The organism is Paraburkholderia monticola, assembly GCF_001580545.1.
Lineage (GTDB): Bacteria > Pseudomonadota > Gammaproteobacteria > Burkholderiales > Burkholderiaceae > Paraburkholderia > Paraburkholderia monticola.
In genome coordinates, this window is the sequence record NZ_LRBG01000008.1 from 67349 (window position 1) to 80985 (window position 13637).

The 13637-nt window shown below is 64.1% G+C and carries 13 protein-coding genes; 4 read left to right on the forward strand and 9 right to left on the reverse strand.

Annotation, left to right across the window (positions count from 1 at the left end; all coding sequences use genetic code 11):
• Nucleotides 1-9 precede the first annotated feature (9 nt).
• The 3 genes from CI15_RS11415 to CI15_RS11425 all read right to left on the reverse strand — a co-directional run bounded on the left by CI15_RS11415 (nt 10) and on the right by CI15_RS11425 (nt 2813).
• On the reverse strand, nt 10-474 hold the full coding sequence (locus tag CI15_RS11415) for a DUF2214 family protein (protein ID WP_062127775.1): 465 nt from the start codon (nt 472-474) through the stop codon (nt 10-12).
• Between the two features lie 150 nt (nt 475-624).
• Complete coding sequence (locus tag CI15_RS11420) at nt 625-1479, reverse strand: hypothetical protein (protein WP_062127777.1); 855 nt, start codon at nt 1477-1479, stop codon at nt 625-627.
• Nucleotides 1480-1748: 269 nt separating this feature from the next.
• On the reverse strand, nt 1749-2813 hold the full coding sequence (locus tag CI15_RS11425) for a glycosyltransferase family 4 protein (protein WP_062127779.1): 1065 nt from the start codon (nt 2811-2813) through the stop codon (nt 1749-1751).
• A 694-nt stretch (nt 2814-3507) separates the two neighbouring features.
• Between CI15_RS11425 and CI15_RS11430 the strand changes: the two genes are divergently transcribed.
• A complete protein-coding gene (locus CI15_RS11430; protein ID WP_062127780.1) occupies nt 3508-5343 on the forward strand; it encodes an ABC transporter ATP-binding protein in 1836 nt (611 codons plus the stop codon).
• 84 nt (nt 5344-5427) lie between these two features.
• Here the strand turns inward: CI15_RS11430 and otsA are convergent, their stop codons facing one another.
• Nucleotides 5428-6906, reverse strand: a complete 1479-nt coding sequence (gene otsA, locus CI15_RS11435; RefSeq protein WP_062127964.1) for an alpha,alpha-trehalose-phosphate synthase (UDP-forming) — start codon at nt 6904-6906, stop codon at nt 5428-5430.
• 52 nt (nt 6907-6958) lie between these two features.
• Complete coding sequence (gene otsB, locus CI15_RS11440) at nt 6959-7708, reverse strand: trehalose-phosphatase (RefSeq protein ID WP_062127782.1); 750 nt, start codon at nt 7706-7708, stop codon at nt 6959-6961.
• A gap of 323 nt (nt 7709-8031) precedes the next feature.
• Here otsB and CI15_RS11445 point away from each other — a divergent pair, with 323 nt between their 5' ends.
• Genes CI15_RS11445 through CI15_RS11455 form a run of 3 tightly spaced genes read left to right on the forward strand, consistent with a single transcriptional unit; the run spans nt 8032 to nt 10171 of the window.
• Nucleotides 8032-8754, forward strand: coding sequence for an SCO family protein (locus tag CI15_RS11445; RefSeq protein WP_420915856.1), 723 nt, complete (start codon nt 8032-8034; stop codon nt 8752-8754).
• 28 nt (nt 8755-8782) lie between these two features.
• Nucleotides 8783-9244: a copper chaperone PCu(A)C gene (locus CI15_RS11450; protein WP_062127784.1), complete on the forward strand. Its 462-nt coding sequence runs from the start codon at nt 8783-8785 to the stop codon at nt 9242-9244.
• 33 nt (nt 9245-9277) lie between these two features.
• Nucleotides 9278-10171, forward strand: a complete 894-nt coding sequence (locus CI15_RS11455; RefSeq protein WP_062127786.1) for a cytochrome c oxidase assembly protein — start codon at nt 9278-9280, stop codon at nt 10169-10171.
• 11 nt (nt 10172-10182) lie between these two features.
• On the opposite strand, the gene CI15_RS11460 is transcribed toward CI15_RS11455, so the two are convergent.
• The 4 genes from CI15_RS11460 to CI15_RS11475 form a co-directional block, all read right to left on the reverse strand.
• Nucleotides 10183-10683 carry a GNAT family N-acetyltransferase gene (locus CI15_RS11460; RefSeq protein WP_062127788.1) on the reverse strand — a complete coding sequence of 167 codons (501 nt, stop codon included), beginning with the start codon at nt 10681-10683 and terminating at the stop codon, nt 10183-10185.
• A gap of 107 nt (nt 10684-10790) precedes the next feature.
• Entirely contained in the window at nt 10791-11771 is a 981-nt protein-coding gene (locus CI15_RS11465; RefSeq protein WP_062127790.1) for a GGDEF domain-containing protein, read from the reverse strand.
• A gap of 140 nt (nt 11772-11911) precedes the next feature.
• Nucleotides 11912-12661, reverse strand: a complete 750-nt coding sequence (locus CI15_RS11470) for a TraB/GumN family protein (RefSeq protein ID WP_062127792.1) — start codon at nt 12659-12661, stop codon at nt 11912-11914.
• A gap of 132 nt (nt 12662-12793) precedes the next feature.
• Nucleotides 12794-13528 carry a hypothetical protein gene (locus tag CI15_RS11475; protein ID WP_062127794.1) on the reverse strand — a complete coding sequence of 245 codons (735 nt, stop codon included), beginning with the start codon at nt 13526-13528 and terminating at the stop codon, nt 12794-12796.
• Between the last annotated feature and the right edge of the window lie 109 nt (nt 13529-13637).

The following is a 13637-nucleotide window of genomic DNA, read 5'->3' on the forward strand; positions in this document are numbered from 1 at the left end:
CCCGCCGCGCTACACCACGCCGGCGGGTAGCCCGATGCCGCGTGCCATTCCCGTCGCGGCAAACACCATCAGGACCAGCAGCACCGTCTGGATGACGTTGAAATGCGCGTAAGAACGCGCCTTCTTCAGATTCGGCGCCGTGCCGCTGCGGATCGACGCGCGCCAGCGCATCAAACCGAGCATCGTGGGTACTTCGAGGATCAGGATCAGCACCAGCAACGTCATCTTCACGTGAAAGAGCGGCTCGTGCAGGTAGTAGTCGGGGCCCTTCTCATAGCCACCGAACGCACGCATCAGACCGGTCACGATCAGCACCAGCCCGGCGATGCCCCAACGCGAATCGGCACGAAACACCGACCGCAACGCGGCAGGCACCGACGCGCGACGCAGCGACCACGTGCGTCTGAGAATCGACGCGAGCGCAAAGCCATAAGCGAGCAGATGAAGGAAGGCAAGCAACCAGCGAACCAGCATGGCGACTCCTGCGAAAGACGCAATACGATCGATGAGTGTTCTACTCGCCCGCCTGCAGGCCGGGCGGCTTGATTGCATTATCGGCGAAGCTTCGCTCCGGAACGCGTGCATCGGCCACGCGATGTGGTCGATAGCACAAAACGTGCAGCGTCAGACCTGGCGCAGCGTCGTGTCGAGCGCGCGGGCGGCGACGCGATCGCCTTCGGTCGTCAGCGCGGCGCGGAAAACGGTCTGCCGGTTATGACCCGCGGCGGCGGGCGAATCCCACTGCAACTCCACCTTCGGACGCACGCCGAACATACTGCGCGCCAGCGAGGGGACGGCCACTTGCCCCAACGGCGCGGCCGACGCGCCGGCCTCGCCCACCGTGCCGAACGCGACCGCTGGCGTGGGCGCCGGCGTCGCGTGCACGTGGGGTGCATTCGCCCAATGCACCGACAATTCGCGCGCATCGTACTGCCCGACCTTGCGCCGCTCGGCCCACACGACGACGGTGCGGGTCAGCGGATCGAGCGACACCGCATAGCGGCCGATCGCGAAACGCCGCGCCGCGACATTGGTGCGCCACAAGGGTCGCGGTCGGCAGATCCACACGACGGCCGCATACAGCACCGGCGCCGCGAGCAGCCAGCCGTTGGTGGCCGCGACCGCCTGCATCGCGCGACGCCAGCCCGCGCTCACGACGAACGCGCCGACCGACCACAGCGCAAACAGCAAGCCGAGGAACGCGAACAGGCGCAGCGCCTGGCGCAGCCATTGCGGCAGCGGATGAAACGGACGCTCGGCGACGGCGCGCGCGCTCGGCAGGAAAATCAGCAGGAACAGGAAAACAAGGTTGATGCATGCCCACGGCGAAGACGCCATCGCAGTCAGCGCGGTGGTCAGGCTCATCTGGGACATCGAGAAAAGCCAACGGGCGGCGAGCACGAGACCGATGGCGCGCAACGTAAAAATCGTTCCGGCGCCGGGCGCGGCGTTCGCACGCGTCTCTTTCGTTCTCGCCAAGGCATCCTCCTGTCGTCGGCGGCGCCGCAGCCCAATTTGCGGCACGGCCATTATAGGGATATTACCGAGACTGGCTCGTTCGCGCCGCGCGGAATCCGGTATTTTCCGATCCGCACCGTCGAAAAACGCGGCGCGAATGCAACAACGCCCCGCCGGCAAGGCGCCGGCGGGGCGTTGAGAGCAGCAAAGGACACGTGTAACGGGTTCTCCTGCTGCAAGCGCTTTACTTACTGCGCATCAGGCATCAACTGCGACGAATCGATCGCCGATCAGTTTGCGTTGACTTCACGCAGCACCGTGCGGTGCTTCTGACGCAGCAAATCTTCGTACACGGCGACGTAGTTCTTCGCCATGACCTTCGACGAGAAACGCGATTCGAACGCCTTGCGCACGCCAGCGCGCGGCAGCGTGTGCAGACGCTTGAGCGCCGCGACCGCGCTGATTTCGTCTTCGACGACGAAACCGGACACGCCGTTTTCGATCACTTCCGGCACCGAACCGCGATTGAACGCGATCACCGGCGTACCGCAAGCCATCGCTTCGATCATCACCAGACCGAAGGGCTCCGGCCAGTCGATCGGGAACACCAGTGCATGCGCGTTGCCGAGGAACTCACGCTTTTCGCCTTCGCCGATTTCGCCAATGTATTCGACGTGCGGGAGCGCCATCAGCGGCTTGATCACTTCTTCGTAATAGGCACGATCGGCCCTGTCGATCTTGGCGGCGACCTTGAGCTTCATACCTGCCTGGCCGGCGATGCGAATCGCACGGTCGAGACCCTTCTCCGGCGAGACGCGGCCAAGGAATGCGAGGTAGCCCGGCTCGACGTCCTTGATCGGCGTGAGCACGTTTTCCGGCAGACCGTGATAAACCGTTTGCTGCCAGTTTGCCTGGGCGAGCGGAATGCGCTGGTTGTCCGAAATCGACACGACCGGCACGTCATTGAACGTGTTGAAGATCGGCTGCAGTTCCGGCAGATCGAGACGGCCGTGCATGGTCGTCACGAACGGCACCGGCTGACGCGCGAACAGCGAGAACGGGTAATAGTCGATGTGGAAATGCAGCACGTCGAATTCGTCCGCGCGGCGGCGCACTTCTTCGAGCAACAGCATGTGCGGCGCCATCACGTCGCGGATCGTCGGGTCGAGGCGCAGCGCCTGCGGCCAGAAAGCTTCGAGTTTCGCCGAAGTCTGCGAATCGCCGCTTGCAAACAGTGTGACGTCGTGGCCCTGCTCGACCAGCGCCTCGGTCAGATAGGACACCACGCGTTCCGTACCACCATACAGCTTGGGAGGAACCGCCTCGTGCAGCGGAGCGATTTGAGCGATTCGCATAATGACGAACTCCTAGTAAAAAATCAGGCAAAAGTACTGCGTATGGAAAAAGCGACTCGCTTGCTCGCCAGGGCAGTCTGGCCGGAGATGCCGGCGCGGGCCTGATTCTTTTGAGAAATCCTGCGATGGATCGCTTTGATAACGAGCCCAGACCACTGGATCAGCGTCTGTGCATGTGCCAATAAACGCGCATGCGGTACCTACGTTGACAAACTGTCAGAAAATTTGCTGGGCTAACGAGCATGCATTATCGATGCCCGAATTGTTGCCGCACCACAACATTTCAAAGTCTTTACGTTGTTACAAACGCGAAACACTTTGCAAACCCTTGTTTTCTAAGACAGTTCTACAGTGCCAACAGGTTTCGGCCTGACACGACGGCACAGCGTCTGTGAGCTCTCGTGCATCAACTTGCCGGCAGACATTGAAAAATTGCCGCACCGCAGTTGAATGCAATTTGTAATTATATCTCGAAATTATCCGCAATTTGCACGGATCGCCCGCCAGCTGGTGCGTCGCGACGCCGCAGATCGCGGAGGTCTATCGCGAAATCAATCGCGCCCAAGCCCGGATACACAGGGCGCAATCGCCTTTGCATGTTTACAATGCGAAGCATCGGCTTCACGGAGAGCCATCTTTTCCTTGTGGTCCGCGCTTTGCATGCACAACCCGCAACACATCGATCTCAGCTCAATTGGAACACTTGACCATCGCCCAGCGTAACGCCCAGAACGCAAAGCTCGCGAGCTATGCGCACCGGCCGCTTGCGTTTCTCTTCCGCTTCATCCGCCGTCATCCGTTCGCGCATGCGATCGTGTTGTGCAGCGTATTTGCGGCCGTGGGCTGTGCGCTCGCTTCGCAGTACGCGATCAAGCACCTGATCGACGTGCTCGGCGGCGGCCGGCATCATCCGGGACCCCTGTGGGGCGCGTTCGCGATCCTCGTCGGGCTGATCGCAGCCGACAACCTGTTGTGGCGGGTCGGCGGCTGGTTCGCCGCGCACACGTTCGTCGCCGTGACGGGCGATCTGCGGCGCGACCTGTTCCAGTACCTGAGCGGCCACTCGCCGACCTACTACGCCGAAAAGCAGCCCGGCATGCTGGCAAGCCGGATCACCGCGACCTCGAACGCCGTCTACACCGCCGAAAACACCACCGCCTGGAACGTGCTGCCGCCGTGCATCGCGGTGCTCGGCGCGATCGTCATGATCATTGCGGTGAACCCGCTGATGGCCGCCGGCCTGATGCTGTGCTCGGCGATCCTGTCGGTCGTGCTGTACAAGCTCGCGGGCCGCGGCTCCGCGCGCCACCACAATTTCGCGACCAAGGCGGCATCGGTCGACGGCGAACTCGTCGACGTGATCAGCAACATGGGCCTCGTGCGCGCGTTCGGCATGACGTTTCGCGAACACAACCGCTTTGCGGCCACGGTCAAGTCGGAAATGGATGCGCGCCAGCAGAGCCTGCTGTATCTGGAAAAGCTGCGTCTGCTGCACGCCGTGATCACCGCGCTGCTGTCGGCCGGCCTGCTCGGCTGGGCGCTGTGGCTGTGGGACCAGGGCCGCGCGACCTCGGGCGACATCGTGCTCGTCAGTTCGCTCGGCTTCACGATCCTGCACGGCACGCGCGACCTCGCCGTCGCGCTGGTCGACGTCACGCAGCACGTCGCGCGGCTCGCGGAAGCCGTACGCACGCTGCTCGAACCGCACGGCATGCCCGATCGCGACGACGCCACGGAACTCGTGCCGCAAGGCGGCCGCGTCACGTTCGACAGCGTCACGTTCGCCTATCCGCGCCGCCGGGCGATTCTCGATCACTTCGTCCTGAATATCGAACCGGGTCAGCGCGTCGGCTTGATCGGCAAGTCGGGCGCGGGCAAATCGACGGTGCTCGCTCTGCTGCAGCGCTTTTACGAAACCCAGGGCGGCGCGATCAGGATCGACGGCCAGGACATCGCGGCGATCACCCAGGACAGCCTGCGCCACGCGATCGCGCTGGTGCCGCAGGACATCTCGCTGTTCCATCGGTCGGTGTACGAGAACATTGCGTATGGCCGGCCTGACGCGAGCCGCGAGGAAGTGATGGCCGCTGCCCGCGAGGCGCGTTGCGCGGACTTTATCGAAGCGATGCCGGAAGGCTACGACACGATCGTCGGCGACCGCGGCGTGAAGCTGTCGGGCGGTCAGCGCCAGCGCATCGCGATCGCGCGCGCGATTCTGAAGAACGCGCCGATCCTGCTGCTCGACGAAGCCACTTCCGCGCTCGACAGCGCCTCCGAAGAGGCGATCCAGAAGGCGCTCGACCGGCTGATGGTCGGCCGCACGGTGATCGCGATCGCGCACCGTCTGTCGACGCTGAACAACTTCGACCGGATCATCGTGATGAGCGCCGGCAAGGTCATCGACGACGGCACGCCGGACGAATTGCGCCAGCGTCCGGGCCTCTATCGCGACCTGCTCGCGAAGCAGTATGGCAAGGGCCAGACGCTGCATATCGGCGGCAAGAAGGTCGACGAGCAGCACGTGGCCTGAACACGCGCAGTCAGCGCGCTGCTGCGCGCCCCATAAAAAAGCCGCTCCGAGGAGCGGCTTTTTGTTGTCCGGCAAGCGGTAGGCTCAGCCGCTCATACTTTCGCGCGCCGTCTTCTTGCGCCCGGCGCCGGCCGCACCCGCGGCCGCGCGCGGCTTCGCGCTTCCAGCGCGTCCGGCGGCCTCGACGTTCTGCAGATCGCGCATGAAGTTATCGCGCCACACCGACACGTTGTTCTCACGCAGCTGGGCCATCATGTCGCGATGGCGGGACTGCCGCTCGGCGAGCGGCATGCCTAACGCCTGCGCGAGCGCTTCGGCCATCCCGTCGATGTCGACCGGATTGACGATCAGCGCGCCATCCAGCTCCTGCGCGGCACCGGCGAAGCGCGACAGCACGAGCACGCCTGGATTTTCCGGATCTTGCGCCGACACGTACTCCTTCGCGACGAGGTTCATGCCGTCGCGCAACGGCGTCACATAGCCGACGTGCGCGGTACGGAACAGCGCCGCCAGCACCGAGCGCTCGTATTGCTTGTGGATGTACAGGATCGGCGTCCAGTCCAGCTCGGCGAAACGTCCGTTGATACGGCCCGACTCGCTTTCGAGCTGCAGCCGGATGTCCTGGTACGCGTGCAGGTCGGCGCGCGTCGGCGGCGCGATCTGCAGGAACGACACCTTGTTGCGCTGCGCGGTCGCATGCTCGAGCAGGCGCTCAAACGCGCGGAATCGCTCGACCAACCCCTTGGAGTAATCGAGCCGGTCGACGCTCATGATCAGCTTGCGCGAATGCAGCGTCGCCTTCATCGTGCGCACCGGCTTGCCGCGCTCGCCCGCCTTCGCGAGCTCGGCGATCTCGTCCGGATAGACGCCGATCGGATAGGCCGACGCGCGCAACGTGCGGCCGAACGCGTGCACGGTGAGCGGCCCTTTCGCCGCTGCGTCGACCGAACCGCCCGCCTCGTTGATCACGTAGTCGCAGAACGCGCGCAGATCGGGCTCGGTCTGGAAGCCGAGCAGGTCGAACGAACACAGTGCCTCGACGAGTTCGCGATGCGGTGGCACCGTCAGCAGCACCTGCGAGGCCGGAAACGGAATGTGCAGGAAAAAGCCGATGCGATTCTTCACGCCCGCCGAGCGCAGCGACTGCGCAAACGGGATCAGGTGATAGTCGTGCACCCAGATCACGTCGTCTTCGCGCAACAGCGGCACCAGTTGCTGCGCGAGCCAGGCGTTGACGCGGCAGTAGCCCTCGAAGTCGTGCCGGTCGTAGTGCAGCAGGTCGGATCGATAGTGGAACGCGGGCCATAGCGTCGCGTTCGAGAAGCCGCGGTAGTACTGGTCGTAATCGCGGCGCATCAGCGGGACCGTCGCGAAGGTCACCGGACCGCGCTCCTCGACCTTGATCTGCGGCTGGCCGGAACTCAGCACGTCGCCGCTCCAGCCGAACCACATGCCGCCGGTCTCCTTCAGCGCGTCGTACACGCCGACCGCCAGACCGCCCGCCGCCGGGCCGCCCTCCGAAATAGGCGCCACCCGGTTCGAAACAATGATCAGTCGGCTCATGAAGCGCGATTCCCGATGCAGTATGTTGTTTTCGTTGAGCGGGGCGCCGGCGTCACGCCGCGCGCGCTGCCGCGACAATCGTTTCGAGCCAGTCGAGCAATGACGACACCGATTCGACGCGCGTGCGCGCCAACGTCTCGCCCGCGCCGACCTTGATCGACAGGCCGCCGCGCTCGTTGACGACCGCGAAGCCCTTTTCGTCCGTCAGATCGTCGCCCGCGAATACCGGCGTGCGGCCGGTGAACGGCAGTTCGTCGAGAAACGCACGCGTGGCGCGGCCCTTGTCGACGTCTTTCGGCTTGATCTCGTAGACCATCTTGCCCGGCTGCAGCACGTACGACGCCGGGTAATCGGCCACGAGCCGCTCGGTCGCCTCGCGCGCGACCGGTTCGCGGTCCGGCGCGTTGCGATAGTGCAGCGCGAGCGCCGCGCCCTTGATCTCGAGCAGCATACCTGGATGTTCGTTGACGACCTGCGCGAGCACCTGCTCCATGCGCAACAGGCGCTGGTCGTGAAAGCCGATGCGTTGCGTGTCGCCATTCGCATCGCGCCGCTCGGCGCCGTGCAGGCCGGCGACCGGCAGATCGGGCATGCCGAGAAAACTGTCGATGCTGTCGATGCCGCGCCCCGACACCACCGCAACCGCGCCATTCGTCAGACTGCGCAGCTCGCGCAGCAGGTCGATCACGCGTGGCTGCACGAGCACGCCGTCCGGCGTGGGGGCGAGTTCGACGAGCGTGCCGTCGAAATCGAAGAAAAATGCCGTCTCGCTCGGAGACAGAACAGCCGGAAGTGCTTGCATCGCCTGGGTTCGCCTTTCAGCCACATACGGCCGGAAAAGTGTGCGCATCTTACCGCGCATCCGTCAATTTTTCGAGAAAGTAAGCGGAGACTCAAGCCCGGTGGGTGGTCTGCGCGTCCGCCCGTGTCGATTGCATTCAAGAGCGCAACGATCAGGCTTCGCCGGGCTTTCAGCCGTCTGCGTCAAATTGACTCGCAATTCGTGCACCCGGCGCGCCGTGCGACACCGCCGACGATTTTGCGCTACAGTCGCTGCCACGCGGAATGTCGGCGTGATGGACATCGTTGCACGCCGGGTGACGCTGCCGCCTCCATGCTCCATCGATTCGTGTTGCCTGCTCTCCAATCGAGTCATTGAACCCTGCTTTGTTCCCGATCCTCCCACTCCAGCGCTCGCAGCCGAACCTGTCCCGCACACGATCCAGGCGATCCATGCACGGACTGGCACGTCGGATCGCCGCGGGCGCGACGCTGGGTACGCTGGTCGCGCTCGCCGCACTGAGCGGCTGCACGCAGCGCGCCGAGCCGTGGCAGTTGACCAACGTGAGCGGCCATCTGCCGGACCTCGACTTCAGCCTGACCGACGACACCGGCCGCCCCGCCAGCGCCGCGTCGTTCAAAGGCCGGGCCTCGCTCGTCTACTTCGGCTACACCCATTGCCCGGACGTCTGCCCCGAAACGATGGGCCGCCTGATGCAGGTGCTCGGCAAGCTCGGCCCCGATGCGCAGAAGGTGCGGATCCTGTTCATCACCGTCGATCCCGCGCGCGACACGCCCCAGGCCTTGCACGACTACGTCGGCGCGTTCGACGCACAGCACGCCGAAGGGCTGACGGGCACCGACTGGCAGATCGAGTCGCTGGCAAAGCGCTATCGTGTCGCGTATCAGATGGAAAAGCGCGACCCGAACGGCAACTACGAGGTCACGCACAGTTCCGCCGTCTATGTGTTCGACAGCCAGGGCCGGGCCCGCCTGCTCGCCACCGACCACGACACACCCGATGCGATCGCGCATGACCTGCGTCGCGTCATCGACGACCAATCCTGATTCTCAACTGATCCCCATCCATCCCATCATGACGATCAAGCTCAACACGTTCGCTTCGCTGGCAGGCGCCTTCGCGCTGTCGTTCGGTATCCTGTCGACCGCGCACGCGGCCGATGCCCACGCGATCAGCGTCAAGGACGCCTGGGTGCGCTGGCTGCCGAACAACCTGCCCGCGGCCGGCTACGCGACGCTCGTCAACGCGAGCGACAAGCCGATCGACCTCGTCGATATTTCGAGCGACGACTACGGCGACGCGATGCTGCATCAAACGGTATCGAGCGGTTCGTCGCAGAAGATGGTGATGGTCGACAAGCTGACGGTGCCCGCGCATGGCCAGGTCGCGATCGCGCCCGGCGGCTATCACGTGATGCTCGAAGACGCGAAGCACAAGATCGCGCCGGGCGACACGGTGCATCTGACGCTGAAGTTCTCCGATGGCGAAACGCTGAGCACGCCGTTCGCGGTCAAATCACCGGCCCAGACCAAGTAACCGGCACCCCGCGCCGCCGCAATCGCCCTCGACATGAACCTGCTCTACTGGCTCGACCCCTGGGAGTTCTCGCCGACCGTCGTGATCGCGCTGCTGGTCCCCGCGATCCTGTTCGTGCGCGGCGCCCGCAAGGCGCGGCTGTCGTTCGCACGGCGTCTGTCGTTCTGGTTCGGTCTGATCGCGCTGTATGTCGTGCTGCATACGCGGCTCGATTATTTCTTCGAGCATGAGTTCTTCATGCATCGCCTGCAGCATCTGGTGCTGCATCATCTCGGGCCGTTTTTCATTGCGTTGTCGTATCCGGGCGCGGCGTTGCGCGCGGGGATTCCGTTGCGCTGGCGGCAACGCTTCCTGCGACCCGCGCTGCAAACACCGCTCGTGCGCAAGGTGCTCGACGTCGTCATGCACCCGGTCGTCGCGGTCACGCTGTTCGTCGGGCTGATCTATTTCTGGCTGCTGTCGCCGATCCATTTCGTCGCGATGCTCGACTGGCGGCTGTATCGCGTGATGAACTGGAGCATGGCGATCGACGGTCTGCTGTTCTGGTGGCTCGTGCTCGACCCGCGTCCGGCGCCGCCCGCGCGCCTGTCGCCGGGCAAGCGCGTGCTCGTCGTGATCGCCGCGATTCCGCCGCAGATCATCCTCGGCGCGTTCATCTTTTTTACGCCGCACGAGCTGTATCCGATCTATTCGATCTGCGGGCGCGCGTTCACGTGGCTGAGCCCGATGCGCGATCAGCAGATCGGCGGCCTTCTGCTCTGGATTCCGGGTTCGATGATGAGCGTGATCGGCGCGCTGATCGCGCTGCGTCACTGGATGCGCCTATCGGCGCGCGGACGCCTGCGCACCGAGCGACGCGCGCAAACGCCGCGCGGGCTCACCCATGCGGCGTCGCAAACGACGAGCGGGACGAGCGGGCAGCGCTGAACCGTTCGCGCTCAGACCGAGCGCATCCACACATGTGGGATGCCATCTTCGTCGTGAATGTCGGAGACCGGCGTGAAGCCGAATGCACCATAGAAGCCTTGCAGATGCGCCTGCGCGTGCAGGCGAATCGGCGTATCGGGCCACTGTGCGCGGATATGCGCGAGCGACCGTTCGAGCATCGCGTTGCCGAGACCGTGGCCGCGAAACGGCGCGGTCGTCAAGACGCGGCCGATCCGCACGTCGGCATCCGCCGCATCTGGTAGCAGCACGCGCAGATAGCCGGCCAGCGGCGGCAGCGCGGCATCGTCGCCAGCGCCATACGCGAGCAGATGCCACGCTTCGACATCGAGCCCGTCGATATCGCCATACACGCAGTTCTGTTCGACGACGAACACCGCGCTACGTGCGGCCAGCATCTCGTAGACTTCGACGCTCGTCAGGTTCACGAACGGCTTCCAGCGCCATTCGAGTTGGGCGAGCCGCGCGGCGGCGGTGGGCTGCGAATCAGTCATCGGTAGTTTTCAGAGTCAATGCGCGACAGCGCGGGCAACGGTCCGCAATTATGCCGCGCGTGCCCGCGCGAGGCTATCGGGCGGGTCGGCTGCGGATCGGCGGCCCCTCAGTGGCGTTGCGCGGAGCGCGCCTTCGACGCCTGCTTGTGGCTATACATCGCCGCATCGGCCGCGGCGAGCAATTCGGCGATCGTGCCGTGGTGCTCCGGCTCATAGCTCACCTGGCCGACGCTGAAGCGGATCTGATAGCCGCGCAGCAGTTCGGCATTGTGAAGCTCGAGCAGCTGCCCGAGACGCTGCGTCACCTCATGCGTCTCCGCCGTGCTCGCGCCGCTCAGCAGCGCGACGAACTCGTCGCCGCCGAGCCGTCCGATCACGTCGCTTTCGCGCAGCCCGGTGCGCAGCACCTCGGCGAAGGCTTGCAGGGCGCGATCGCCCTCGGCGTGCCCGAGGGTGTCGTTGATCTGCTTGAAGTCGTTCAGATCGAAGAACAGTAGCGACGCCGGCTTATCCATCCGCTTACAGACGCTCAGCGCGTGTTGCGCGAGCACTTCGAATCCGCGCCGGTTCGACAGATGTGTGAGGTCGTCGAGCGTGGCGAGCTGAATGGCGGAGAGCTCCTGTTCGGCCATGCGGGCGAGATCGCACAGCAACGCGCGATCCTCGTCATCGAGCATGCGCGGTTTCGTGTCGATCAGACACAGCGTGCCGACCTTGCTGCCGTTCGAAACCGTCAACGGACAGCCCGCATAGAAACGGATTTTCGGCTCGTCGGTCACGAACGGATTGTCGCTGAAGCGCGCGTCGGCGAGCGTGTCGGGCACCATCAGAATATCGTCGCCGAGGATCGCATGGGCGCAGAAGGAGACGTCGCGCGACGTCTCGCTCGCGTTGAGGCCCATGCACGACTTGAACCACTGCCGGTTTGCATCGACGAGACTCACGACCGCGATCGGCACGCCGAACAGCCGCCGCGCGAGACGGGTCAGACGATCGAAGCGCTCTTCCGGCGCAGTGTCGAGAATATGCAGCGCGTGCAACCCGTCGAGACGGGCGCTTTCATTGCTGGGCAGTGGTGCAACAGACATGGAGTGAGGTCGACGGGAGTCGGATGATCGGTGGATAACGGTTAGTTTATAGCGCTATGCCGAGGCACGGTATTGGCGGAAACGGCCACCCATTCTGCCCGGCGACTGGCTGTGCGCGGTCGCGAATCCCGGCGACACACTCAGAACACCGCTTGCACGGGTCGCGCGAGACAGTCGATCAGATTGCCGGGGCCGCACAGATGCAGCGCGCCGACGACCACCAGCGTGCGCTCGCGCGTGTCCAGCAATTCGTTCAGCCGCGCGGCCCAAGCGCGATTGCGCACGTCGAGTATCGCGTGACGGATGCCGGGCAGATTGAACATCGGCGATTCGACAGCGATGCGCTGGATTGCGTGCAGATCGCCTTCCAGCCACGCCGCGTGCATCCGTTCGAGCGTGCGCTGCGGCTCGCCACGGTCGGCTATCAGCATATCGAGTGCGGCGGCGATGGCGTGGAGCGGAATCGATTCGAGCGCGACTGCCACGTCCCCCGCGGACTCGAGATAGCGATATGGCTTCGCCTGTGCCATCGCCGAGCGCAGCATGCGCGGCTCGACACCCTCGACGACCTGCTGCAACAGCGTCGGCGCAACGATCAGCGTGGCCCACGGACGCAGCGTTTCAAGCGGCCCAAGCGGGCCGCCGGTCGGCCAGAGCGCCTGCAACTGCATCCACGCTTCGTCGCGCATCAGGGGCCGCAGTTGCGCGGCGTCGAGGTGCGCGTCGGCTTTGAGAAATGGCAGGATCGTCGCCGGGTCGGATTCGACGACGAGCGCGTCGGCCCAGTCATAGGCTTCGGCGATCCACGGCGGTGTTCGACGGCTCGTCGCGGGAAACAGATGCATCGAGCCGAGCAGGCGGACGTGGGTGCCGGTGAGTTGGAAATACATGCGGCTTCAGTGAACACGAGCGATGACGATACTGCAATTCTATCGCCCGATCAGCCTACGGCGCGCCGGCGTCGATTGATAAAGGGCAAACAACAATAATGCGCCGACCAATCAGGCGTTTAAAACGCCTGATTATTGGCCGCCTTTCTTAAACGATTCGAGTTCGGTCGTATAGCGCTCGTTTCTCACGCCATTGCTGCCGTAATACTCTTCCACCGATTTCACCCAACGACCGACTTCCGGCACATACCAGAACGCTTTATAAGTGCGCCCCGTCGCCTGAACAGGACCGATTTTCTGCGCATGCGTGATCATCGCGGTGTCGCCCTGCTCGACCTGCGTAGCTTGCGTGACGGTCTGCCGCGGCTCGAGTTGCGCGAGCCAATCACCTTCGGATTCGATCTTGATTGCCTGGAATTTGCCAGCGGGCACTTCGACGGTTTCCGTTCCGACCACCCGATACTGCGAGTTCCACTTCTGCAAAGCGAATATCCGGTTCGGATGCTGCTCGGCATATTCGACGTTCCAGGTCTTGCCCGGCGACAAAGGAAACGCGAATGGCCGGTTCACGACCGTGTCCGTGCCGTTCACGCTGCGCTCGCGGCTCCAGTCCGCCCCGGCGATCAGCTCGCGTGGCGCCTGCGTCGAGCCGACCGGCTTCGATTCGAAATAGATGTGCGTCGAGGTGGCGCGCAGCACCGTCACCTGCTCGTGCGTCTGATTCCAGCCCGACGGCCCTTTTTCAGTCGTCGACGTGTATGTCCACGTGTCCCCGGGTTTGACGTCGGGGGCCGACGCCGATTGCGCGATCGCCGACAACGGCACGGCGAGACTCAACAGCATCGCGACAGCTCTGATTTTTTTCATAGGTCGAATATAAGTTTTATTCGCGACGAAAAATGACCCCGGCGATCCGGGTTAATACTCAATAATGGGCTTTAAAAATACCAAACCGGCGACCACTTTACACGAATGT